The sequence below is a fragment of the Flavobacterium lipolyticum genome, from assembly GCF_020905335.1.
Lineage (GTDB): Bacteria > Bacteroidota > Bacteroidia > Flavobacteriales > Flavobacteriaceae > Flavobacterium > Flavobacterium lipolyticum.
Genome location: NZ_JAJJMN010000002.1, coordinates 371,572 through 396,343, shown reverse-complemented (window position 1 = coordinate 396,343; position 24,772 = coordinate 371,572). Strand labels below are relative to the sequence as shown.

15 protein-coding genes are annotated in these 24,772 nt (G+C 36.8%); 2 read left to right on the top strand and 13 right to left on the bottom strand.

The window, feature by feature from the left end:
* Window positions 1-5 precede the first annotated feature (5 nt).
* The 5 genes from LNQ34_RS18400 to LNQ34_RS18380 all read right to left on the bottom strand — a co-directional run bounded on the left by LNQ34_RS18400 (window position 6) and on the right by LNQ34_RS18380 (window position 9,577).
* Window positions 6-4,451, bottom strand: a complete 4,446-nt coding sequence (locus tag LNQ34_RS18400) for a DUF5977 domain-containing protein (RefSeq protein WP_230000780.1) — start codon at window positions 4,449-4,451, stop codon at window positions 6-8.
* A gap of 41 nt (window positions 4,452-4,492) precedes the next feature.
* Window positions 4,493-6,157: a T9SS type A sorting domain-containing protein gene (locus LNQ34_RS18395; protein ID WP_230000779.1), complete on the bottom strand. Its 1,665-nt coding sequence runs from the start codon at window positions 6,155-6,157 to the stop codon at window positions 4,493-4,495.
* Between the two features lie 400 nt (window positions 6,158-6,557).
* Complete coding sequence (locus LNQ34_RS18390; protein ID WP_230000778.1) at window positions 6,558-8,105, bottom strand: peroxidase, FMP-type; 1,548 nt, start codon at window positions 8,103-8,105, stop codon at window positions 6,558-6,560.
* 169 nt (window positions 8,106-8,274) lie between these two features.
* On the bottom strand, window positions 8,275-8,724 hold the full coding sequence (locus LNQ34_RS18385) for a hypothetical protein (RefSeq protein WP_017495730.1): 450 nt from the start codon (window positions 8,722-8,724) through the stop codon (window positions 8,275-8,277).
* Between the two features lie 217 nt (window positions 8,725-8,941).
* A complete protein-coding gene (locus tag LNQ34_RS18380) occupies window positions 8,942-9,577 on the bottom strand; it encodes a hypothetical protein (RefSeq protein WP_230000777.1) in 636 nt (211 codons plus the stop codon).
* Between the two features lie 494 nt (window positions 9,578-10,071).
* Between LNQ34_RS18380 and LNQ34_RS18375 the strand changes: the two genes are divergently transcribed.
* Together LNQ34_RS18375 and LNQ34_RS18370 are read left to right on the top strand one after the other, a co-directional pair.
* Window positions 10,072-10,857 (top strand): hypothetical protein, encoded by a 786-nt coding sequence (locus LNQ34_RS18375; RefSeq protein ID WP_230000776.1) that lies wholly within the window; start codon window positions 10,072-10,074, stop codon window positions 10,855-10,857.
* Window positions 10,858-11,035: 178 nt separating this feature from the next.
* Window positions 11,036-11,464 carry an META domain-containing protein gene (locus LNQ34_RS18370; protein WP_202703069.1) on the top strand — a complete coding sequence of 143 codons (429 nt, stop codon included), beginning with the start codon at window positions 11,036-11,038 and terminating at the stop codon, window positions 11,462-11,464.
* A 182-nt stretch (window positions 11,465-11,646) separates the two neighbouring features.
* Here LNQ34_RS18370 and LNQ34_RS18365 read toward each other — a convergent pair whose 3' ends face one another.
* From LNQ34_RS18365 to LNQ34_RS18330, 8 genes are all read right to left on the bottom strand, one after another.
* Window positions 11,647-12,516, bottom strand: a complete 870-nt coding sequence (locus LNQ34_RS18365) for a DUF4249 domain-containing protein (RefSeq protein ID WP_230000775.1) — start codon at window positions 12,514-12,516, stop codon at window positions 11,647-11,649.
* 5 nt (window positions 12,517-12,521) lie between these two features.
* Window positions 12,522-15,134, bottom strand: coding sequence for a TonB-dependent receptor (locus LNQ34_RS18360; RefSeq protein ID WP_230000774.1), 2,613 nt, complete (start codon window positions 15,132-15,134; stop codon window positions 12,522-12,524).
* 386 nt (window positions 15,135-15,520) lie between these two features.
* Window positions 15,521-16,363, bottom strand: coding sequence for a FecR family protein (locus tag LNQ34_RS18355; protein ID WP_230000773.1), 843 nt, complete (start codon window positions 16,361-16,363; stop codon window positions 15,521-15,523).
* Between the two features lie 12 nt (window positions 16,364-16,375).
* Entirely contained in the window at window positions 16,376-16,585 is a 210-nt protein-coding gene (locus LNQ34_RS18350; RefSeq protein WP_017495723.1) for a hypothetical protein, read from the bottom strand.
* Between the two features lie 46 nt (window positions 16,586-16,631).
* Entirely contained in the window at window positions 16,632-17,153 is a 522-nt protein-coding gene (locus LNQ34_RS18345; protein ID WP_089076171.1) for an RNA polymerase sigma factor, read from the bottom strand.
* Between the two features lie 398 nt (window positions 17,154-17,551).
* Window positions 17,552-19,378: an alkaline phosphatase gene (locus LNQ34_RS18340; RefSeq protein WP_230000772.1), complete on the bottom strand. Its 1,827-nt coding sequence runs from the start codon at window positions 19,376-19,378 to the stop codon at window positions 17,552-17,554.
* 320 nt (window positions 19,379-19,698) lie between these two features.
* Window positions 19,699-21,234, bottom strand: coding sequence for a RagB/SusD family nutrient uptake outer membrane protein (locus LNQ34_RS18335; RefSeq protein WP_230000771.1), 1,536 nt, complete (start codon window positions 21,232-21,234; stop codon window positions 19,699-19,701).
* A gap of 20 nt (window positions 21,235-21,254) precedes the next feature.
* On the bottom strand, window positions 21,255-24,644 hold the full coding sequence (locus LNQ34_RS18330) for a SusC/RagA family TonB-linked outer membrane protein (protein WP_230000770.1): 3,390 nt from the start codon (window positions 24,642-24,644) through the stop codon (window positions 21,255-21,257).
* Window positions 24,645-24,772 lie beyond the last annotated feature (128 nt).

Below are 24,772 nucleotides of genomic sequence, written 5' to 3'. Positions count from 1 at the left end.
TTTTTTTATTGTTCTTCCTCTCCGGGATCTAAACAATAGCCATTTTCATTAGCATAGTTTTGTCCATTTGCTGCATCATCCATAAGTGCCTTATAGTCCGCATCGGCTTGTGATACATTAGATTTGTGTTTTCCATTTGGTATATGGTAGTAAACCGTAGAGCCTCTTTCTAGCGGACCTGAACAATTATCTTTAGTATACTGAAGGTTTAACTCATAATTATAATAAGTACATTTTGCATTATTATTATCGTTTGCATAAGCTTGTCCATATCTATTTATTTGATATACAGCCCGACTATCAGCTTCCTCCTGGGAATTATAAGAACCGTATGTTCCTGCAGGAACAGTATACCAAACACTGTCACCAGTACCTCTAGCACCACAGTTATCTCTGGTGATCAATCGACTTTGTGCAATATTCCAAAAAGTACATTTTGCATTATTATTGTTGTTTGCATAAGCCTCCCAATTGTTATCGATCTCTCGTTGGGCCAATGCATTGGCTTCTGCCTGAGAACTATTCGAACTATACTTTCCGGCAGCAACGGTATACCAAATGCTATCTGGAATTCCTCCGGCTGCACAATTGTTTCGCGTCACTAATCGGCTTTGAGCCGTATTCCAAAATGTACATTTTGCATTATTATCATTGTTTGCAAATGCCTCCCAATTTCGATCAATTTCCCGCTGGGCCTGTGCATCAGCCTCTGCCTGAGAACTATTTGAACTATAGATTCCGGCAGCAACGGTATACCAAGCACTATCTGGAATTCCACCTGCAGCGCAGTTATTTCGTGCCACTAATCGACTTTGAACCGTATTCTTAAAGGTACATTTTGCATTATTATCATTATTGGCGAAAGTCACCCAATTGTTGTCAATTTCCCACTGGGCCTGTGCATCAGCTTCCGCCTGAGAAACATCAGACCTATAGATTCCGGCCGCAACGGTATACCAAACACTATCCGGGATTCCTCCGGTAGCACAATTGTTTCGTGTCACTAATCGGCTTTGAATCGTATTTTTAAAAATACATTTAACATCCGTATTATTGTCTGCATAAGTCTGTCCGTCTATATTGAACTTTCTGAGACCATTTTCATCCGCATCTGCCTGTGAAATGGTCGAGGTAACCACCCCTCTCGCCTGATTATAGGTCACACTTTGACCTGTTCCTCCTGCAGCACAATTCCTTTTGGTAAACACCCCGCTTCTGGCTGCGCTTTTATAGAGGTACTCGCTGGTTGAAGTATTATCACTGCAATCAGTTTGCTGCCCTTTAAAATTGTAGCAATATTTTTGAACTACATTTAGATCCTGATCCTTTACAAATTTCAATCTTCCCAAAGTATCATATTCATAATAAGAAGGTATACCTTTGGGATCTGTTATACTTGTAACACCAAGCAGTGGATTGTAAGTGTAAGTAGTAATCATAAATTGAGGGAAAGAAGTCCTTAAAGTTTGCAGGTTACTTCTCAATATTTGCTCATTACAATCCTCAGTCAAACAATTATCATCGTCTAAATCAGATCGATTCTGCAGATTCAAAACATAACTGGCAATCTGATCGTAACTGGCGTTTTCTACTTTTGCAATAGGCTGTGTTTTATTGTACCCCCAAATTATAGCCACTGGTAAACCTCCCTCAACAGTATATTGTAAAATATTGCCCTTTTGATCGTATTGGTCGTAGGTAATTTTTTTATCATCGGGAATACTTATGTTCTGAGCCCCTTTGTTTGCATAAACATGTTTTGGCAGTAGCAAATTAGCGGTTGAAGCCTCATTGCTATATGCTGTTTTCTGTTCTGCTATTTTTTCTCCATTAAAACTTTGTGTACTCATCGGTTTGCTAACCATGTTCTTCGCAATCAATTCATTTCGAAAAGACTCATTTGTCATTTCAGGATCTGTAACATAAAAATATTTTGTCTCTAAATTTTCCCCTTCAGAATTTGTTGTAACCTGATTTTTAAGATTTCCTGTTTCCGGATCATGGGAATTGACTGTCTTTTGTATCACTGTTTTACCATTCAGATAGCTTGTGTTCTCTTCTTTCTCCAAAAAATAATTTTTAGATTCATGTGTAAATGTTTCGGTTACAAAATCACTTAATGGTCTTTGTAGTATTGGTAAACATGCCGTGGATGCATTGGTTACATTAGACGGATAAGTACCAAATGTAATGCGGGTAGGTTTGCATTCTAAACCCAGGATAAACCTGCGATTGTTGCGTTTTACATTATTTAAATAGGTATTTTTTTGTTTTTGGATCGTATCTCCGGTTTTTGACTGAATCATTTTTTGGTCCAACTGACCCAAATTATATCCATCATCATGCAGAAAATTAACACTTCCTCCTGAGTACAAAAACACGGTTCTTCCATTGTTTTCAAGAGGATTTCTCTCAATTTGTTCTACTTTTTTATACAATACGGGGCTTCCTCTAAAATTAGACAGCGGAGAAACACTGTTGTAACTGTAGTAATAAGTAAAGGAACTTCTATTATCATTTTCAGGTAAACAACCTCTTCTGTCTGTAAAAAAGGATCCTGAGTAAAATTGTGGTTTTTGCAGCATGATACCGGTACTTTTACCCGATTGCGAATAGTTGTAAGCAGTCGTGGTACAGGCTCCGTTAAAATCACAGTTTTTTACTTCTTTTACCCGCATTCCTCCCACAGTTTGGTTAAAGGTCTGTGCCGATTGCTGAAGGGTGGTGGTTATATGCGCTGTAGATCCCACACTTGATATCGCCCTTAAATAATACTTGCCAGGCGTGTTTATTGTAACTGTAGTTTGATTGACAAATGAGGTTTGTGTAGGTTCCCATCGTCCATCCTTTCTCCAGGTCTGGCTTCTTATAAAAATTGGATTCGATTCTTCTCCTTGTTTAAATAGTTTAACTATAGAAATCCTGTCTTCCCAACCGTTTTTTCCTGTATCATTAGACAGTACATTATAAAGATTTAATGTTACAGGAACTGAAATTACGTCGAATTCAGTAGGTTCGGGTTCTACAATATTTGTTGCTGTTGCCGATAAAGATTTAGAGGAGTTGGAGTCATTAGGGTATGGAAAATTATAATCGGTCACAATCATAAAAACCGAATTGGGCTCGTATTCAATTAATGAATAGCCCTTTGTCTGATAGGTGATTTTTTTAAGACTTCCAATCTTGGTACTTGCGAAATTCGGTTTGATTCCGGGATTATCTAAGGGATTATGCGGCCCACTACCCAGAGAAAGTGAACCATTGGAATTGTAGTAACCCCATAAATCTTTTTTTACCAAATCATATTCAGAAAAGTTAGGATAAGCCAAACTTTCATCATATTCCATGGTATTTATAACTTGTCCATTGTATTTTACATCTAATAGATTCTTTCTTCTTCCGGACCATTGTGAATAGTTAAAATCATAAGTTTTAATTGCGATTCCGACTTTGTTTTTTATCTCTAACTTAGTGACAACAGCTACTGCAAGTTCAGTAGGGTTATTCTCATATTGCAATTCGATCGTGTAATTATCGGTTGTAATTTTAGAAAGTTTGGTGACCGATGCACTTGTTTCTGTCCTGCTTTTGCTTATAGACCAACTACTATGTCCATTTAAAACTGTATTAATGGAAGTATAACTGTCATAAATATCATACAGTGTGTTTGGAGCTGTGTAATTGAATGTAATTTTGTTACTGGTATACGGAAAGTTGATCTCCATTATCAAAAAAGAAGAATTATACCCATATCCCTCAATACTTGAACCGGTATTTGTGTTCATTTGAGGTAAACCGAAAATATAATTTATGCCTCTGTCGTCAGTTAATGTAAATCCCGAAGAGCCATTTTTAACCAGTTTGTAATTTTCATTTTTCATGAAGATAGGATTATCATTCTTATCTAAATAAAAATTACAGCTAATATTTCCAATGTTAATAGAATATTTGTCGGGTCTGCCATCTATTCTCCCTTCTGCTATTTTTTCATACAGATCTAAAATTCTGGCTTTTGATGCTGGTACATTCTCATCCTGATACGGAGGCAGCTTGTTAAAATAGTTGTGCATCATGCTTCTGTCGAGTTCATGCCCTTCATCATTTAGTCCTTTAATCGTATGCATAACAGCTCCACCTACGTTAAAAGTCCAGCCCACTCCGGCATATCCGGGAGTTTCATCTACCAAAAGACCGGAATAATTATAGGATAGGTTAATAGGCATGGTAAATTCGCCTTCCTTAATTTCGAATATCGGAATGGTATAATTGATTCTTCCTGTGGCAATATCTACAGGTATTTCGTTTACTTTACTCATAGCAGCCACTTGTGGCGTTGCTATACTAATATTTGGAATATAAGATTTTTTTGCTCCATCGTCCGTTTGAGATTTCGCATTTTGAGTATTCAAAAACAAAACGAGGAACAGCAATTGATATATATTTGATTTCATATGGATTTGTAACTTGATATAATAATTAAAAGGCTCCTGAATTATCTAACAGATTTAATCACTTTTACAGATTCTGTTTTCACATCTGTTCTGACTTTGATGATGTAGATTCCCTCAGGGTACTGGCTTAGATTCACTGGTACGGTCCTGTTGTTGATGTCAAACTCCAGTAAGGTCCGTCCGGCAATATCGATCAGTGTGACGGTGCCTTCTTTAAAATCATAACCGATGATAATGTTGGTATAGCTTGAAGCAGGATTCGGAATGACTTCGGTACTGGATTTTACCTTTTCCACTTTTGTTTTGTCTTTGAGCTTTACTACCCAAAAATCATTACCTCCCATACTGCCGTTTTTATCTCTTGAGGCTGCCGAATTGGAGGTTCCTGCCATCAGATAACCGCCATCTCTGGTCTCAATTAATTTCCTGAGGATGTCTTCTCCGGCGCTGCCAACGGTTTTGTTCCAGATTTCTTCGCCTTTGTCGTCTATTTTCATCGCGATATAGTCGTTGATGCCTTCTTTTTCTTTACTGACAGCGTTAAGTGCTTTGGCTACGATCCCTTCACGCGGGCGCCTGCTTTCGCTCTGTGCGTAACCACCAATAAGGTAACTTTGGTCTTTGTTTTCTACCAGTGAGGTTAAGATGTCTGTTTTTCCAAAATCGTAGGTTTTACTCCATACCACACCTCCGTCTTTATCGAGTTTCAGGATCCAGTAGTCGGTTCCGTTTCCTACGATACCGCCCAAAGTGGTCAGGGCATTTTTGCTGTTGGAGTTTCCGCCCGCAATATAACCGCCATCGGCAGTCTGATGAATCACATAAGGCTGATCATCTCCCTCAGCTCCATAGGTCTTTTGCCATTGAATTTCACCGGTATCATTTATTTTAAGAATCCAGTAATCTCCTATTCCTTTGTTGTTTTCGGTTTTATCGCCTGAAACAGGCGAATTGGAATAGCCTGCCAGTATGTATCCGTTGTCTGTGGTTTGTTCCATACTCCTCAGCACATCGCTATAACTTCCTCCATAGGTCGTTTGCCATTCGACATCGCCCTGTTGGTCCAGTTTAACAATCCAGTAATCCATATTGCCACGGCATTTATCTGATTTATTAAACTGAGACGCTTTTGTGGTGGGTTTGGACATTCCGTTTGTAGCAGCAAGTGCATTACCTGAATAATCCGAACTGGATGAACCTCCCAACATATACCCTCCGTCTTTGGTTTGAAAAGCACATAAGAGTTCGTCTTTTCCTTTACCGCCAATAGTTCTTTGCCATTGTTCAGTACCCGATGCATCTAATTTGATGACCCAAAAATCAGTAAGGCCTTTGCATTTTTCATTCTTTTGAAAACCTCTCCCCGAATCTGAAGTTCCTGCCAGAATGAAGCCGCCATCTTTTGTATTTTTAATACTCTGAAGCAAATCAAATCCGCTTCCGCCTATGCTTTTCTGCCAGACCAGATCTCCTTTTTCGCTCATTTTCCAGATCCAGTAATCCAGATCTCCATGATTGTCATCGTCTTTATTTCCGGTTTTATTAGATAAGGAACTACCTGCCAGAATAAAGCCGTAGTCGGCTGTGGGCTGTGCGTCAAACAAATAATCGGCATGCTGTCCGCCGTATGATTTCTCCCAGAGAATGTCCTGAGAATAGGCAAAGAATGGTAAAATTAAAAAGGGTAATAGGTGTCGTTTTTTCATAAGATATTCCGGTTTAGTCTTTTGGGTAATCAAATTAAGAGGCCAAATCTAACACTCTGTTTTATATTTTCTTTACGGCTTTCCACATTCCGCTGATATTTATGCAAAAGTTATCCCAATAAAACAAACTATAGTCAACAAATTCAACAAATGACAGCATTCATGCCATAAACGGACTTATATATAAAACAACTGCAAATTTTGATTACAGAATCCCCTATTGTTAGTCACAAATTCTGAATGACCAGGAGAACCTTCGTCGCTTTTTTAAACAAAAAAAATGTGCAATGATCAAAAATCATTGCACATTATAAACAGTAACGCCCTACAGCACTATGTTATCTGTTAAATCGGTTATAGGCTATTAACTCACTTCCTGCTTGTCAACATTTATTGTAAGTTACTCTTTGTGATGCGGACAGCCCGAAGCCTCCCCCGAAGATCCCATTTTATAAGTTCCCGGGAATTGCTCTTCTATTAATCGTTTCTGATCAGGTGATACATCTTCCATTTTACGAAGTGTATTGACTTGTATGTGTGGCCAGCTTGTCGTACCGCCATCGTCTCCGAAATCAAACTCGAAAAATATGACCTGCTCGTATTGCAATTGAAGAATTTCTTTTTTGTTTTCGACAACAGTTTCAATCCACATTCTCATGTTCATTTCGACTGTAGGAACAAAACGATTGACAAACGGAACATTTAGGATTCCTCCCTGAGCTCCGGTTTTATTTTTAGAGGACATCTCGATCAGTACATGGTTTTTTACCACATCACTTTTAAGCGTATCCCGAAGACGTAAATCTGGCCGCACCGAATAAGGATATAAAGGATGCGCTAATATTCGCTGCGTATAGATTTTATTTTCACGTTCATCGTTTTTATCATCCAATGTCTCAAATACCCAAGGTGGTGGAGGTGCATCCAGATTTATAGGCTCATTGCTGGCATCTGCTCCCCCCATTGTTTGCGAAATAGCAAGGTGTTTATAGTCCCAGGCCGCGAATCCTTCCGGGTACTGTGGAGCACCACTAATCAAATAACCCGATTTATTTGGCTTTAAATCTCCCAGTAAAGTAATTGTACTTCCATGGGGAATTACACCACTTCTCGAAATCGAATAATCGGGTATAAAATAAGGTCCGGTCTGCCCTGCTCCTGCTTTAAGTTCTTTTGAAGCAATAATCTCGTAATATTTTCTTCCGTTTAAGTTTTCCAGCGTTACATATTCTTTGTTTCCCTGATCGTTCTTGATTAAAAACAGGGTTTCATCCTGATAACCGCTTTTGTATAAATCTTTATTTGGATTGTTAGGTGATATGGCATGAATACCACGGTCTTCACTAATCGTTTTTTCTGTTGCCGCATAGTTAAAGATATCACTCAACCACAGATACATTCCGTTCTCTTCGTGAATTGGAGTGTATTGCAAAGCGTCCTGACCGGTTACGCGGTTTACACTTTTGATGCTTTGTTCGTATTTCACAGCGCCGCAAAACTGCTCGTTTGCACCACCACGGTTTCGAACACCACCCGGTACCAGATTAAAAGTAAGTTTTTCAATATATTCTTCGCACTCAAAACTGTATTTTCCCGGAATGGTTCCTGCGTTGGTACCCGGTGAAGGCATGATGGTGGTATGTATACCGCTGCCAATGAGTTTTTTATCACTCTGATTGTCACTGTTATTATTGTAACTTACCCAGGTGCCTTCTAGTACCTGTAAAATGCCATAATCTACATTTTTTACAATTTGTTGAAGGTCTTCTTCATAAAAAGGTCTGATTGGATCTTCAATCTGAACTTTTTGATAACCGGACATCAATTTATCCAATACACCTTTCTCTTCCTGAAGTGCTTCGAATAGGGCCTCATTTGCCTGCTGAGCAAAATCAGAGGTCAGCTGATTTAAATTCCCTTCTTCATCAGGGTTTTTACGTTTTAGCATGATAAACTTTTTTTTAGCGTTAATAACTTGTGCAATCAAAGTAACCCAATTTATGGTGATTGCAAACCCGTATTAATACCCGTTTTATACTGTAAAAACAAAAAAAAACCTCCAAAGTCAAATGACTTTGGAGGTTTCTATTTTTTATAGGAATCAGATCCTGATAACTTTAGTTCATGATATCATTGAACTCGTGTAATGATTTCAATGTACTTTCGTAGAATAAAATTGCAGCAATTAAATTTCCTTTATCTGAGTAAGGCATCATTTTTCTTTGAAACTCTACAGTAGTATCCAAAAATACTGTTGTTCCTTCTGCCTGACCGTCTAACACTTTTTTGTGCTCACTATCGTCCGGAATACCTAAGTCTGCCATAGTAACACCTGGTTTAGTAACCAAAGCGATATAAGGAAGTGTTTTTACTAAAACTTTAATACGCTCGATGTATAATTCCAAAAGCTCCCCTTTTTGCATACCGCTCAATTCTTTTTGATCATGGTATTTGCGGATAATTGCTGTTGTACTGATTATACTTCTTGGAGCATTTTTTGCCTGTGCTGAAATAGCTCCAGTTGCAAAAAAGAAAAAGAAACTTACTAGAATTATTTTACTTTTCATTTTACTAATGTAATTGGTTGTTTGAGGAACACAAAAGTATACAAATTAACTTAAGCCGCAACTTTAATGATTCCTTTTTTTAAAAAAAAATTAACATTTTATTTTATGTCAATCTATAAGACAATTCTGAGGTACTGGAGCGCACATTTCAGGAATTTAATGCTTGTTTGTTTTTTTATGGAAATCTCCACATTTCCCCGTAAATCTTTACTTGTGCTTACGATTTAATGACTCTGAAACGTCCCGGATACTTGATCCAGATACTTTTTTTATTGCCATAATAGTCCATAAAATCTTCACAGACAAAAACGGCATGAGCAGTAGACCATGCTACTACTCCGCAGTATTCACTTCCGGATTGTCGTTTTAACTTTAGCACTTGTTTACCTTCTTTGAATCCTAAATATTTGTAAATGGTAGGAGTATATACTGAACCATCTTCTAAATCTTCTAATGCTTTGTCAAAAGTATCGACCTTATCAATAATTTGTTTGTATTTCGCCATTACAGCATAAGTCAGTATTGCATAATCGGTGATTTTTTCACTCTCAGGATTGTCTTTAATATAAATAAACCCGGCCGATATTTTAGCTTTACTGATTTCGCCCTCTTGCAGATTGAATGATGCATTGTTTTTTAAGGTGATTTTGTGAGTGTTTTCACCGGTCTTTTCGTTTACAAAAAGATTGTCTAATCCATAGACATTTAAAGAGGCTTTAATAAAGGCAATCGACGAACAATTGGTCCGTTCTCCCTGTTTAAAACTTTCGAATATTTTATCTGAGCTTAACTGTGAATAAGAATTTGAGTAGACAAATATTAAAAATAAAAATAGTGAAGTAACCGCTTTCATTGTCTTAGTATTTTATAATTAATCCCAATCCGTTTTTGGGCATATTATTGATAGTACAAATCTATAAAAATCAACGTAAAATTGTTTTCTACTTCTTCCTTTTTATCAAAAAATGTTGCGAATACTCTAAGTAAATCCTTTTGAAAGGGTTACGATTGCATTAACTTAAAACTTTCTGTTTTCTAAAAAATGAAACAGAGCTGATTTTTTGCTTTTGACGACTTTAACTCTAAATTTAGAACTTTAGCACCTATTGTACTCTTATAAAAACCAACTCAACACCTTCTATCAACGCTCGATATCCGTTTCTTTTTTCAATTGCAACTACTTCTCTTCGTTTTTTATCAAAAATAATCCTGGCCACCTTTTCAAAAACAAGTATAAATACCTGTTTTTAAACCTGTTAAAACAAAAATAGCATTTTTAAACTAACTTTATACTATCTAAATCCAACTAATCCGTTGAATAGAACTCAACGCTAACCAACTATACTTATGGCAACAACAGTACCCCCTGACAAAAAAAGCAATTACGAAAAGTTGTTTGCATCCTGCATTATAAAAGAAGTCAAATATCCTGAAATTGATGCATTGGTGGCTAAAATAGTTTCAAACAAAAGCAGATATCAATCTGTTGGTGATCCCTTAAATATTCCCTGGTACATGATTTCTATTATACATTGTATGGAAGGAAGTCTGAACTTTACTACTCATTTGCACAATGGCGACCCACTTACTAAGCGTACGGTTAACGTACCAGCAGGTCGTCCGAAAGCAGGAAATCCTCCATTTACCTGGGAAGTGAGCGCAAATGACGCCTTGATTTACGACAAGCTAAATTCATGGACAGACTGGAGCATTGCCGGAATTCTTTACCGACTTGAATTGTTTAACGGATTAGGATATTACAAGCAGGGAATAAATTCGCCTTATTTATGGAGTTATTCGAATCAGTACACTAAAGGTAAATATGTTCAGGACGGCAAATACGATCCCAATGCGGTCTCCAAACAATGTGGTGCCGCTGTTCTGTTGCGCCGTATGATGGAACAGCATCTAATTACACTGCCCAACACGCATATTGTAGAACAAATCATAGCGCAGGGAAACCAAACGATGTACTATTCCGGGAAGGTTACAAACGAAGCTGTCGAGCTTCAAAAACTTCTTAATAGTGCCGGAAGTGTTCTTAGAATTGACGGGAAAGCAGGAGAAAGAACTTCAACCGAATATTTTAAATATAGCAAAACTTATTTAAAAGGAGATCCCAGAAGAGTGTAACACACATGGTAAGTTCAATGTTCCTGATTTATGTTTTGCTTTTTAAAATCCAGTCCTGATTCCGAATGTTTTTTGAAAACATTGCTGTTTCCTAAAGCTTTAAAATTTTAAACGAAGTTCTATCCGAAAAACGATTATCATAACCCAAAACTTGTTAATTTTATCTTCAAAAAAACAGATGAAAAACTACGTAACACTACTGCTTGCTGCAATTGCTCTATTTTTTACTTCCTGCAACGCTACAAAGGATACTACAAAAAATACCGCTCTTTTTGATACTACCTGGGAGCTCGAATACATTTCGGGTCCGAGAATTGCTTTTGAGGGTTTATATCCCAACAAAAAACCTTTTATCAAGTTTGACCAGAATACCGGTCAGGTTTTCGGAAATGCGGGTTGTAATGGGTACAGTGCTCCTTATACTTTAAAGGGAAAAACGATCAGCTTTGGCGAACAGGGGCCTACCACGATGATGTTTTGCGAAGGCGGCGGGGAACAGACTTTTACTGAGATGATCCGAAAAATTACCTCTTATTCTATTGATAAAGAAGGCAAACTAAACTTATTGCTTAACGATGTTCCGATGATGCGTTTCAAAAGAAAGTAGTCCGGTAACTTCTTGATTCATCCCAATCTTAGTTAAAAACAGCTGTATCTTTTATCAGATTTAAAAAAAAGGATTTTGTTAAAATCCTTTTTTTTATAACCTAAAATTACGGCATAAAAAAAACATCTGACATAACTATTTATATGCCAGATGTAGTCACAAATCAACCTTCAATTAAAATTTTACTTTCCCGGATAGACAATATTATCGTTCTCTTGTACGGTATAGGAAAAGCTATCTGCTTCACAAAGCCTGAAATAACCAAAAGCAAAATTATTGGCATTTGTAGTGTTTACAATGTTCCCTCTGATATTTCCGGGAGGAATAGAAAAAGGACTTCCTCCGTATATCTCTAAAATTAAACTCATATAGTTGTAAAAATTCTTAGAAATACCTCGATTTATCACCGAAAGACTTTTTCCCGGTTTCAAATCGGGATCTGAAAATCTTGGATATATTTCATTTCCATTAAACAATTCATCATCTAACAGCGTGTGTGAAGGAAGACGAAAAACATCACTCTTATAATCGGTAAGATAAAAATTGACCTGATCCGCCGGGTCTTTAAAATAAAACGATATCTCATACAAGTCGTCTCCGGCTACATCCGGAACGCGTTTCTGTTCTATTTTATCAATAGGTGATACTGAAATTAACTTTTCGGCAGCCGTAAAAGTTTGCCCTTCTGCCTCTACAGAAAGCACATAATCCATGTTGATCACAGGTACGAAATTAGTACATACGTAAAGTCCTGGTCCTGTTTCATTAAAAGTAAAGACATCTCCTTTGCTATTGGTCACTTTTACTTTAGCTCCTGAGACTTTTGGAGTTTTATCGTTGTAATAAGGAGCCGTTTTACTCACCTTGATGACCTGCTCACTACCGGAGGTTCCTTTTTTCCAGATAATTTCGGCGTCGACTACGATTCTCGTTTCTCCGGTTTCTAAATCAAGTTTTACCACATCATCACAAGAGGAGAAAAACAGTACCAAAACAAAACCCAAAATAGCTATTGTATTCTTCTTTATCGTTTTTATATCAATCCTTTGCATATTCATTAAAATTTAAAATTATAAGAAACTCCCGGTACTACCCCAAAAATAGAAAGCCTTTTCGTCTCATTCATCCCGGTGTCTTCATTTGTTGCAAAAGTCATCGCAGCTGCATTTTTTCGGTTGTAAACATTATAAAGACTAAATACCCAGTAGCTCTGCCATCCTTTCTTTTTATCCGGTTTTGGCGTATAAGTCGCCGCCAGATCCAAATGGTGGAAAAGTGGCAATCTGTTTTCATTTCTTAAGGAGAAGTTTGGAACATTAATCCCTCCAAATTCATAATACCCATTGGCATAGGTTACTGGCTGACCTGACTGCAAACTGAAATTTGCATTAAAAGACCATTTTTTATTGTATTCATAATTCCCCACAACACTTAAATTGTGCAGTTTATCATATCCTGATAAATACCATTTACCATTTGCGACTCCCGGTTCTTCCGGTGTTCTTCCGGGTGTTTTTTGTTCAGCTCTGGATAAGGTATAAGAAACCCAACCGGTTAATGCTCCCGTATTTTTTCGCAACATTAATTCCATACCATAAGACCTGGCTTTACCATTCAAAATCACCTGTTCTATATTGTTATTGGCCAAAATATCGGCTCCGTCAATATAATCAATACGGTTTTTGATTTTTTTATAGAACAGCTCTCCTTCGAAAGAGTATTCATTATCTTTAAAGTTCTGAAAATAACCTACGGCATACTGATCCAAAAGCTGCGGTTTTGTAAAAGGGCCGCTTGGTGTCCAAATCGTTGTTGGCAAGGGAAACTGCGTATTCGACAACATGTGAATGTACTGCGCCATTCGGTTGTAACTCGCTTTTACCGAAGTAGTCTCATTAAAAGCATACGATACTGCAGCACGCGGTTCGAAATTATCAAACTTACTGATGGTCGCTCCTTTTTTATAAGTGATACTTCCCGTTGGAGTTCCTTCTTCATAAATTTTATACAACGGATTGTAAACTACTGCTTTCCCATCTTCATAGGTATTGATTTCTTCCCCTCCTAAACGGTAAAACATACTGTAACGAAGTCCGTATCGAAGGTTCAGTTTCTCTGTAAGCTGATGCTCAAAGTCCAAATAAACAGAAGACTCAAAAGCATACTTTTTATCCAACTGTTTGTAATTAAACTGCGAAGTTGTATTGGTAGGCTTTACGGTTCCGGGATTAAAATCGTAATACTGACCTTCTATTCCGTAATTCAATTTTAATTTTTCTGATACCGTCTGACTCCAGCCATATTTAAGTCCATAAGTCGAAATCTTATTGTTCCATTCAAAACCTTCTCTATCCAGGTCCAGATTAAATTTATAATCACTGAAATATACAGACAAGTTGGTATTTAAGTTCTCGGAAAACTTATGCTTCCAGCTTAAAATACCCATTGTATTTCCATAAGTACTGTTAAAAAGATTATTAAGATCAAAAAGGTCGTTCCCAAAATATCCTGAAAAAGACAGTGTATTATTGGCTCCTAAGCGATAATTGAACTTCGCATTTAAATCATAAAACATCACGGAATTCTTACTATCAGCCAGTTTCATGAATAAATGGGCATACGAAGCACGTCCTGCAATGATAAAAGATCCTTTTTCTTTTTGAATAGGTCCCTGCATCAATAAGCGGCTTGAGATCAAACCGATACCTCCGTTAACTTTGTACTTTTCAAAATCCCCGGTTTGCTGTGTGATATCCAGAACAGAAGAAACACGTCCTCCATATTTAGAAGGAATTCCTCCTTTATACAAATCTAATCCATTCACAATATCAGGATTAAAAATGGAGAAAAAACCAAACATGTGAGAATCAGCATAAACCGGACCACCATCTACCAGAATCAGGTTTTGATCGGCTGCACCACCGCGGACATTAAAACCCGACGAAAGTTCTCCGGCGTTGGTAACTCCGGGTAAGGTCAATATCGATTTTAAAGGATCAGCTTCTCCCATGGCCACAGGAATTCGTTTGATCTCGGCCATCGAAAGTTTGTTTACACTCATTTGAGTATTTTTAACATCCACAGCCTTATTGGTGGTTACTACGACCTGCTCCAGCTCATGACTGTCGGAATCCATATAAAAATTGATTCTTGAATCGTCAGCAACTACAATTTGTTTTTCGTTGTTTTTCAAGCCCAGATAACTGATCAATACGGTGTAATTTCCTTTGTCCAGTGTTATCGAGAATTTCCCGTCTGCATCAGTTGTTGCACCGGTAGAAAGTTCTTTAATGAAAATATTAGCTCCAATAACCGGCTGCTTGTTCTCGTCAAAAACCTGACCACTCAGCTTATTTTTTTTTTTAGGTGCTTTGGTTACTTTTTGCTTTACAAAAATATTATTGCCAACGATAGAAAACTGAACCGCTGCACTTTTATTAAGTTCATTGACCAATTCTTTTACGCTGATATTTTTATAAGTCTTTGTTTCGGTAAAATACTTTTGACTGGTATTGATTTGGTCTGTATGCGCAAATTTGAAATCACTCTGGCTTTCAATTTGTTTAAAGAATTCTTTTAGTGTTACTGATTTATCAACAGTTATGGTTACGTTTTGAGAAAACACTCCCCAGCTGAATAAAAAAAAGCACGCTGAAATTATATGCTTCATGAAATTTTGTATTTTTGATATTATTAAATGAGATAGTTTCCTGCTATCCTGATCATGAGGAGGATGTTTAGTTTCGCGGCTAGTGCATCCTTTTTCTTTTCTATTGAAAAGTAATTACTTTTAATTCTTCATTTATTTCAAAATTTAGGTTATACATTTTAGATATTAATTGAATGGTTCTTTTAAAATCTTCTTTTTTATTAATTCGTATGGTAATACGATGGTCATAATATTCCTTTGGGAATTTCAATGTATAACAAAAACATGCTGAAATGATCTGTTTCATAAAATTTTGTATTTTTGAACATTATTAAACTGGATAATTCTTATTATCCTGACCATGAGAAGGATGTTTAGTTTCGCGGCTAGTGCATCCTTTTTCTTTTCTATTGAAAAGTAACTTCTTTCAATTTTTCATTTATTTCAAAATTTAGGTTATACATTTCGGATATTAACTGGATAATTATTTCTAAATCTTCTTTTTTATTGATTCTCAAAGTAATGTGCTGATCGTAATATTCCTTTGGAAATTTCATCGTGTAACCATAGTTTGCTTTAATGTAGGCAGCAAGAACGGTCAACTTTTCATTTTCAAAATCGGTAAATCTTTCAAATTCAGATACCTCAACCGTATTATTGGTATAGGTAAATTTTTCACCCGGTACGAGTATCCATTTTTGAGTCTGGTCTTTTACGCTCATCTCAACGCTTCCTTCAAAAAGGGCTACCGAAACTTCTTTCTGGGTGTATCCTTTTACTAAGAAAGAAGTTCCTAAAACAGTGGTTGTCGTTTCATTGCAAAAAACCTGAAAGGGATGTTTTTTGTCTTTTGTTACCTGAAAGTAAGCTTCTCCTTTAATTTCTATTTTACGATTAGTCTCGAAATTATCGGCATACTCGATTCTGGAATCAGGACTTAACTCCACTTTTGAACTATCCGGTAAAAAAATCGTTTTTACAATTGAAGTCTTATTTTCAATTACGTTTGAAGTCAATTTAATTTCCTGCTGGTGTTGCTCTTTATTAAAGAAAAGTCCCACTCCGATAAACGCAAAAAGTAAAACGGCTGCCGCTGCGGCATAATACCATGCTTTAAATCTTGTTTTTTTTGAAGGAAAGGCTTTGGATTGAAATGCTTCCCACGAGGTCTCTTTTTCTTCATCAGAATGCGAAATGGGAACATCATCCCAAATCTTCTTTAGTTCATCTTCTACTTTTTTATCATTCATATCTTTGGGGCGTTAAAGTTTCTGACAATAAAATCCTTGCTTATTAAAAACACCATACACCATATCCTTAATCTCCCTGTTGGTTTCGATTGTCAGAACATGATTTTTGTCTTCTACATCAAAATTCATGATACAATCAGAAATAACAAATTGAAGCAGCGCTACAACAAATTTTGCTTCTTCCTTTGTAGTAACATCCGTTTTGTAAGTTTCAATATTCATTTTATGTTCTCATTTTTATAGATAACAAACGAGAACAAAAAAGTTCCTAATGGTTTTCGACTTTTTTTCGAATAAATTTACTGGCGAGATAAATATGATTGGCTATGGTCTTTTCAGAAAGATCCGTCAAAGCTGCAATCTCCTTATAGCTAAGGTTTTCCAGTTTATGTAAAGTATAGATTTTTTGCTGTTGTTCAGGAAGCTCATTTATTAAATTATTTAATATTTCCTGTCTTTCCTCAAAAATTTCATGATCGTTATCCACATTTTCCATTACAACATGCGAAGGCTCGAGCTGTACTATTTTATTTTCTCTGTTGAGATGATTGAGGATAATGTTTTTGCAGATCACAAATAATTGTTTGTCGAATAAAACATCTTCATGGAGTAATTCTCTTTTATTGTATACTCGTAAAAAAGTCTCCTGAACAAAATCCTGTGGGGTAAGTACTGTAAAATTAAAGCGTTTGGCAATGTTTATCAGTTTATCGTAGTAATTAAGGTATGCTTCCCTGAAAGCGGCCTCATTACCTTTTTTTAAACTTAAAATAAACTTCCTGTTATCCATAACGCAAATATGATAATTAGTCTAAACTCAATGTCTAAAATAATATTGTGGTGTCAAGCGAATCACTTAAGACTTATTTAATCTTTTTCTTAAGCTATTTTAAGATACAAAGAACAGAAATTTTCTTGTAAAAGTTTTTAACAGAAAAAGAAATTAATCCTAAAGAAATGCTAATTTACTATTTTTTATTTTAATCTTATTTTTCTTACCATACTATTTAAGCAGAAACCAACCTTGCAAAATCAAGACTTTATAATCCTGACAAGAATATGGTTCTTTCTCCAAATTTCACTTTTAACAAACTTGACGTTTACACTTGTTAAAAATAAAAATGCAGCGACAAAATGTTTTGTCGCTGCATTTAGTGTATCTCCACTATCAAACCAAAGTGGTACCAGTTATTTGATTAAAAGTGCTTCGAGTATTTTAAAGTAGATTTCTGTGTTTTGATAAACTCCCATAAAATTTGCAGCTCCGGGTCCATAGGCAAAAACCGGAACTGGCACCGCTGTGTGATCGTTTGTACTAAAACTTCCCTGTACATATCCTTTTTCGATGCTGCCATCAATTAAGGAAAGTCCTCCGGTTTCGTGATCTGCCGTTACGATTAAAAGTGTCTCCTGATTCTGATCGACAAATTCCATGGCTTGTCCTACCAGTTTATCAAAATCAAGCATTTCACGAACCACATATTCCAGGTCATTTTTATGTCCGCCATAATCAATTTGCGCACCTTCAGCCATTACAAAAAAAGGATTTTTTGATTTTGAAAAAACGGTCGTTGTTTTTGCCAAAGATTTCGCTAAAAAATCTCCTCTTCCCTCTTTCATCGAAACCACAGAAGCATCATCTACCACTACAAAACGTGAATTTTTAATGGTGTCCAGACTTTTAAACTGATCTGAAAAAGTATAGCCTTTCTCTCTTACTATTTTAGACAGATCTCTACCGTCTTTTCTGTTATTAAATTCTTTTGTGCCTCCTCCAATCAAAATATCAGACGGATTGACAAGAAAATCTGCAGCAATTGGTTCGCTTAAAGTTCTTTCAGATTGATGCGCGTAAAAAGCTGCCGGAGTGGCATCTGTAATATTTCCAGCGGAAATAATAGCCGTTTTATACTTTTTCTTTGCCAGTTGCTGGGTGATTAGTTCCAACCCTTTTCCGTTTTCATCGACACTGATAAATCGGTTATTGGTTTTATGACCTGTTGCCATTGCCGTAGCTCCTGCGGCCGAATCGGTGATATAACTGTCTGACGATTTCGTGATCGACAATCCCTGAGTTGGAATATTAAAAAGGTTCAATTGTCCTTTATTGGCTGTATACCCGGCATAAATCTGAGTAAGCCCCATTCCGTCGCCAATAAGCAGAATTACATTTTTGGGACGGCTGTTTTTAGAAAATAAAGCTGCATTCTTAGGTTTATAGGCCTGATAAAATGATGTATTTTGGTAAAAAGTACTTTTTATCTTCTGAATGAACTGCGTCAATGCCGGCACATTATCAGTACCAATATAATCGACTTTTAAATTCATCAAAGTCATCCAGGTATTCACATTATCGGGTGTCGACCAGAACCTGATTTTTTTATTCTGAGCATGAACTTTTTTAATGACCGACTGTACTTTTTCTAAATCAGCCTGTGTCATTACTCCTTTTCCGTTCCAAACGGTAAGCTCTTTTAAATCTTCGCTAATCATTTCGACATGTGACAATTGTTCCGATGAATACGTTTCATTCCTTCTTCCGTCAAAATAGATAAACTCAGGATATTGATTCCAGTTTGATGGTTCAGGTCTGTTTCCTGAAATAACGACTTTTAGATTTTTGTTTGAAATCAAATCCGGATACGTTTTTAGCTGTTGTACAATTGCTTTAAGTGTGGCATCAGCTTCTGATTTTATATCAATCATTAAAATTAAAGGCTTATTCTCAGGGTAAACTTTACCTTCTAAGTTTTTTATCTTCTTCGACAAAGGATCTAAATAAAGACTTCGCAGTGTATTGTACGTTTTAATTTCGTCCGAAGTATGTGCTACCAGAAGTTCATTATTCCTCAGAAAAACATCCGCTTCGATAACTCCGGCTTCATTGGAATAGGCTTCATAAAAAGGCAATTTACCTGCATAATCATTGTGTGAATGAATATTAGCCGAACTGTATTCCTGTGCCTGCGCCAACAGAAAAAAATGAAGGCAAAAAAGTATAATTATTTTTTTCATTACAAATAAAATTAATTCAATTCTAATATGGTCTTCAATACTTAGAAGATGAACCACAGATTAAAAAGATTTCTACAGATTTCTTTAACCCGTTGACTGTAATTAATAAAAAATCATTTAACACATAGAAACCTGTTTCTTACGCATAGCTTCCTCTGTGTTTTTAAAATAAGTGAAACGCCTTATTTAAGAGTATAAAATCTATGTTTCTATGTGTTTAACGATATATACAGATTGTTAGCTTTTTTCTTTACAACTGCAAGCTCCACAACTAAGCCTGCAGCGTAAAAAAAACTAAACAAACAAAATGAAACTATTAACTACCAGCCTTTGTTTTGGAAAAGGGCTCCTTTGCTCACGGCAATCTCATCCGGTGGTATTGGCCATACATGGTGAATGGCAGGATTAAAATTACGGGCAGGGTAAATCACTGTTCCGTTGTAATGGTGTAAAGGTTTTGCATAAGTCGCCTGAGCATCGCCCCAGCGTACTAAATCGAAATGACGGTCTGTCCATTCTCCTGCCAGCTCACAACGTCTTTCTCTTTTCAGATCCGTTAATGTGGCTCCTCCAATACTTGGTAAACCGGCACGATTTCGAATCAGGTTTATTTCGGTATCGGCACTTAGTCCTTTCATTAATTTTGCCTCAGCCAGCATCAGGATTACATCCGCATAACGTAAAAGAGGTACATTTAAAGCGGTAGAAGGCTTGTCTCCGTTTGCATTTACATAACGAATATCAATTCCACCCGATGTCGTTTTTGGATAACCGAATGGCTCCATGTATTTTTTAAACTGATAACCGGTTCTGTTACTTGAACTGACCATATATTTTCCTTCATTAAAAGTGACTAATTCACCGAAGTACATAAACTTGTCTCCTTTTTGAAGAATTGTAGCACTTCGTCTTTTATCAGCAGGATCATACGTATCGAACAATTCTTTAGTAGGATAAAAATTTCCCCAGCCATTGTAAACTCCCCAGCCTTTATCTTCCAGACATACTCCCGGAAAAATAGATCCTAAGCTTGTATTTTCGGCACTCGAGGTTACGGACCAAATGTACTCTGACGACCAGTTGTTTTTAATTTTAAAAACATCTTCGAAATTATCCAGTAATTTGTGTTTTCCACTGTTGACAATCATATTGGCATACTTTATTGCATTGTCCCAGTCTTTTGCATACAAATAGGTACGCACCAAATATCCCCATGCTGCCGTTTTATGCGCACGTCCGTAATTGTCTGAACTAAGTTCATTGAAATAAGGTAATAAATCGGCAGCTTTAATCAGATCGGCAGCGATATAGGCGTAGTTTTCGGCTACGTTTTTAGCACGCGGCACATATACATTGGTTGGGTTTTCTCTGTCCTGAATTGGAATCCCGGCACGATCATCTCCGTAGTGATAGGCCAATTCCAGATGCATTACAGCATGATTGAAGTACGCTTCTCCTAACATCATGTTTTTTGTTTTATCGTCCAGACTGATTTTCGGAATATTGCGAATCACATCGTTACAGCGTTTCATCACTTCATAGTGAAGTCTCCAAATGTCTTTGGTGTCAGATTCTGCTCCGTCAACAATAAAATTTTTGATTCGTTCCGCATTTTGTCTTGGTTTCGTTCCGATATCATCACTGGCATTGTTCAGCCAGAAAAATCCACGACCGTACATATTATCATCCGAATAGAGTGCATAAATCGCATTCACTCCCGCTTTTGCATCAGCAGGTGTTTTCCAGAAATTACCACTTGAAGGTGCTCCCTGAGGTACTAAATCAAGTTCATTTTCGCAAGCCGACATGCTCATTAAAAGCACCAGACTCCATAATAAAAGACTTAAATTTTTCATTTTATTTGTGTTATATTTTTTTAAAAAGTTGCGTTGACACCTGTCATATAAATACGGGATAGCGGATATTTTCCTAAGTCTAAACCGAAATTCCTAAGTCCCACTTCCGGATCCATTCCTGAATAATTAGTTATGGTAAAAAGGTTTTGCCCGGAGATAAAAAATCTAAGTTTCGCTTTTCCGTGTAACCATTGTTCTTTTACTGTATATCCAATCGAAACGTTTCGTAATCTCAGGAAAGAAGCATCTTCAATATAAAAATCAGAGATTCTTCCGAAATTATTATTGTTGTCTGTTGACGAAAGCACCGGAATATTGGTATTGGTATTCGTTGGCGACCATGCATTTTTAGAATCGGCTAATAAGTTATAACCTGGGAAAGAAGCATTCACACCTGTATATTTTACGGCATTAAAAACTTTGTTTCCGGCTGTTCCGCTAAGGAAGATGTTCATATCAAATCCTTTGTATCTGAAATTGGTGTTTAAACTGAAGGTCGTTTTCGGAAAAGGACTTCCCAGCACTACTCTGTCACTGTTATTGATTACACCATCGCCATTTACATCTTTAAATTTAATGTCTCCTGCAACCGCATTAGGCTGATACACTACGCCTTTATTATTTACATAGGCTTTTGCTTCGGCATTACTTTGAAACAATCCGTCTGTAGAGTATCCGTAAAATGCTCCGACAGGGCTTCCAACCTGATAGATATTAGCCAAAGACAAACTACGAACACGGCTAAGATTTAAAGGCTCTAAGGAAGTTAAATCGTCTTTGATCGAAACAATTTTATTGCTTAAGAAAGCTGCATTTGCTGTTACATCAAATTTGAATTCGCCACGTGTTTTTTGGTACGTTAAACTGGCTTCAATTCCTTTATTTTCAACATTACCCGAATTTACGATTCTTCCTAACGGAGTTCCTGAAACTCCCGGAAGCTGATCGCGAACCAACATGTCCTTATTCGTTTTAATGTAAGCATCTACAGATCCTGATAAAGCATTGTTAAACATCGTAAAATCCAATCCTACGTTGCTCTGCTCTGAACTTTCCCATCTTAAATTAGGATTCGACAATTCGCTCTCAGAATAACCGTAAGAGATTACCGGACTGCTTCCAATTAAAGCTTGTGTCTGCGTTAAAGGCACACTAAACTGGTAAGGTCCAAGATTTCCTAAGTTTCCAATCTGTCCCCAGCTTGCACGTAATTTTAAGTTGCTTACTAACGGGTCTATGCTTTTCATGAATCCTTCTTCAGAAATCAACCATCCGGCAGAAACAGAAGGATATACTTTCCAGCGGTTGTCTGAAGTTAGTTTTGAAGTACCGTCACGACGTATAATTCCTGAAATCAAATACTTTTGATTAAAGTCGTAATTCAGTCTTCCTACATAAGAAGAAATGATTTCTTCGGACATTCCTGCTTCTACCTGCTGTACTAACTTAGCATTTAATAAATAACGCTGTGATGGATCTTCATTATCAAAGCCTGTTCCCTGCACGGTATAAAAATCTCTTTTGGTTTGCTGATAGGTATATCCGGCAAGTGCTTTAAAATTGTGCTTCCCTAATGATTTTTCATAAGAAAGTGTCTGCTCGCTTAATAAGTCAGTTGTGGTAGCAGAAGATTTTGTTAATCGGTTAAAGTCAAATATTTTACCCGGCTCTGTTATTTTTACCGCAAAATCGGTTGCGTTGTTCTGAATTCTGGTATATCCCCAGTTTGATTTAAATTTTAAACCTGATACGATTTCCCATTCTGCATAAGGATTAATCAAAACAGTCGAAATCGGATTGCGGTTGTCCAGTCTTTTTAAATAGGCCACCGGATTGATTACGTCTCCATAAGAACCTATATATTTTTCAGGAACGCCTCCAAACTTTCCTGAACCATCTTCTCTATAGATTGTCGCGTTTGGCGGATAAAAGATCGCTGCTAAAATGGCTCCTGTGTAACCACTTGTTGTATTGGCTGCCTGACCATCTGTTAAAGAGTACGACAAATTTTCACCCACTGTAAAATTAGGTGCCAGTTTAAAAGAAGAATTGGCTCTCGCCGTATAACGGGTTCCGTAGGTATTTAACAATATTCCTTCGTTTTTGCGGTAACTTCCGGAAATAAAGAAATTAGATTTCTCCGTTTTACCATTTACCGAAATAGACAAATCCTGAATTTCGCCAGTACGGAAAATTTCATCCATCCAATTGGTCTTTGTTGTTCTGGCTGTTGGTTCAAAAGCCGGATCAAAAGCCGGAATTCTCGGCATACCTGCATTATCTCTGGCGGTGTTCATCGCATCCGCATATTCCGCCGCATTTAAAACGTCTAACTTTTTAGCTACGTTTTGAAAACCTCCCTGATAATTTACATTGATGTTTATGCGTTCCGAAACTCCTTTTTTAGAGGTAATTAAAATCACTCCTCCCGAAGCTCTTGCTCCATAAATTGCTGCAGAAGCCGCATCTTTTAAAACACTTATCGAAGCAATATCGTTTGGATTTAAAGTGTTTAAAGAACCGCTGTAAATAATTCCGTCTAAAACAATCAGTGGTGTTTCGGCGTTCAAAGATCCGATACCTCTTATATTAATTGTAGGCTCGGCAGTTGGATCACCACCATTATTAATTACGGTAACACCTGCCACTGTTCCTTGCAGTAATTCTGCGGCACTATTGTAGGTTCTGCTTGAGGTTTCTTTCATCGAAACGGTTCCTACTGATCCTAAAACTTCATTCTTTTTTACGCTTCCGTATCCCATTACAACCACTTCCTGCAGTTGTTTCATGTCGGCCGCCAATTTTACACTTATGTTTTTATCGGATTGTGTTACTTTTACTTCCTGCGTCACATAACCTACATAGGAAAAAACAAGTACTGCTGCAGACGAATTGATTTCGATTTTAAAAGTTCCGTCAAAATCTGTTGTGGCTGTTGCATCCGAATCTTTGTCTTTGATTCCAACACCCGGTAACGGCATTCCGTCATCACCGCCAAAAACAGTTCCCGAAATGCTTATTTTACCCTGACCGACGTCTGAAACTTTTATGCTTTTCTTAATCACAATATTATTGCTGACCATTTCATATCTCAACAAGAGATTGCTGCATATTTTATCCAAAGCCTGCTCCAGAGGTACATTGTTAAGTTTTAAACTAATCTTTTGATTGGTATTGACCTGATTGGTTTCGTACATAAAATGCACGTCGACCTGTTTTTCAATCTTCTGAAAAACACTCTTTATACTTTCATTTTCTACTTTTAAAGTTACTCTTTTACCGATATCAAAACGGGCCGCTTTTACGGTTAATCCGATAAAAAATAGCGCCACGAAAAGCAGTGCCTTCATTAGTACCGATTTATTAATGCTCTGAGCCTTTACGACATACCGCATTTGCTTTTTATTCATGATTGTGTGTTTTTTAATTGTTTTTGATTGTGGAACGGTTTTCTACGTAGATTTTTTAATTTGATTTTTAAGGGAATTGTATTCCGGCTGATCGAAACAGGAATTGGAGATTTTAAAAATTCTCTCCA

Excerpts from the sequence above, each read along its gene's own strand:
- LNQ34_RS18400 (WP_230000780.1), bottom strand. The coding sequence starts at position 4,451 with ATGAAATCAAATATATATCAATTGCTGTTCCTCGTTTTGTTTTTGAAT.
- LNQ34_RS18395 (WP_230000779.1), bottom strand. The coding sequence starts at position 6,157 with ATGAAAAAACGACACCTATTACCCTTTTTAATTTTACCATTCTTTGCC.
- LNQ34_RS18390 (WP_230000778.1), bottom strand. The coding sequence starts at position 8,105 with ATGCTAAAACGTAAAAACCCTGATGAAGAAGGGAATTTAAATCAGCTG.
- LNQ34_RS18385 (WP_017495730.1), bottom strand. The coding sequence starts at position 8,724 with ATGAAAAGTAAAATAATTCTAGTAAGTTTCTTTTTCTTTTTTGCAACT.
- LNQ34_RS18380 (WP_230000777.1), bottom strand. The coding sequence starts at position 9,577 with ATGAAAGCGGTTACTTCACTATTTTTATTTTTAATATTTGTCTACTCA.
- LNQ34_RS18375 (WP_230000776.1), top strand. The coding sequence starts at position 10,072 with ATGGCAACAACAGTACCCCCTGACAAAAAAAGCAATTACGAAAAGTTG.
- LNQ34_RS18370 (WP_202703069.1), top strand. The coding sequence starts at position 11,036 with ATGAAAAACTACGTAACACTACTGCTTGCTGCAATTGCTCTATTTTTT.
- LNQ34_RS18365 (WP_230000775.1), bottom strand. The coding sequence starts at position 12,516 with ATGCAAAGGATTGATATAAAAACGATAAAGAAGAATACAATAGCTATT.
- LNQ34_RS18360 (WP_230000774.1), bottom strand. The coding sequence starts at position 15,134 with ATGAAGCATATAATTTCAGCGTGCTTTTTTTTATTCAGCTGGGGAGTG.
- LNQ34_RS18355 (WP_230000773.1), bottom strand. The coding sequence starts at position 16,363 with ATGAATGATAAAAAAGTAGAAGATGAACTAAAGAAGATTTGGGATGAT.
- LNQ34_RS18350 (WP_017495723.1), bottom strand. The coding sequence starts at position 16,585 with ATGAATATTGAAACTTACAAAACGGATGTTACTACAAAGGAAGAAGCA.
- LNQ34_RS18345 (WP_089076171.1), bottom strand. The coding sequence starts at position 17,153 with ATGGATAACAGGAAGTTTATTTTAAGTTTAAAAAAAGGTAATGAGGCC.
- LNQ34_RS18340 (WP_230000772.1), bottom strand. The coding sequence starts at position 19,378 with ATGAAAAAAATAATTATACTTTTTTGCCTTCATTTTTTTCTGTTGGCG.
- LNQ34_RS18335 (WP_230000771.1), bottom strand. The coding sequence starts at position 21,234 with ATGAAAAATTTAAGTCTTTTATTATGGAGTCTGGTGCTTTTAATGAGC.
- LNQ34_RS18330 (WP_230000770.1), bottom strand. The coding sequence starts at position 24,644 with ATGAATAAAAAGCAAATGCGGTATGTCGTAAAGGCTCAGAGCATTAAT.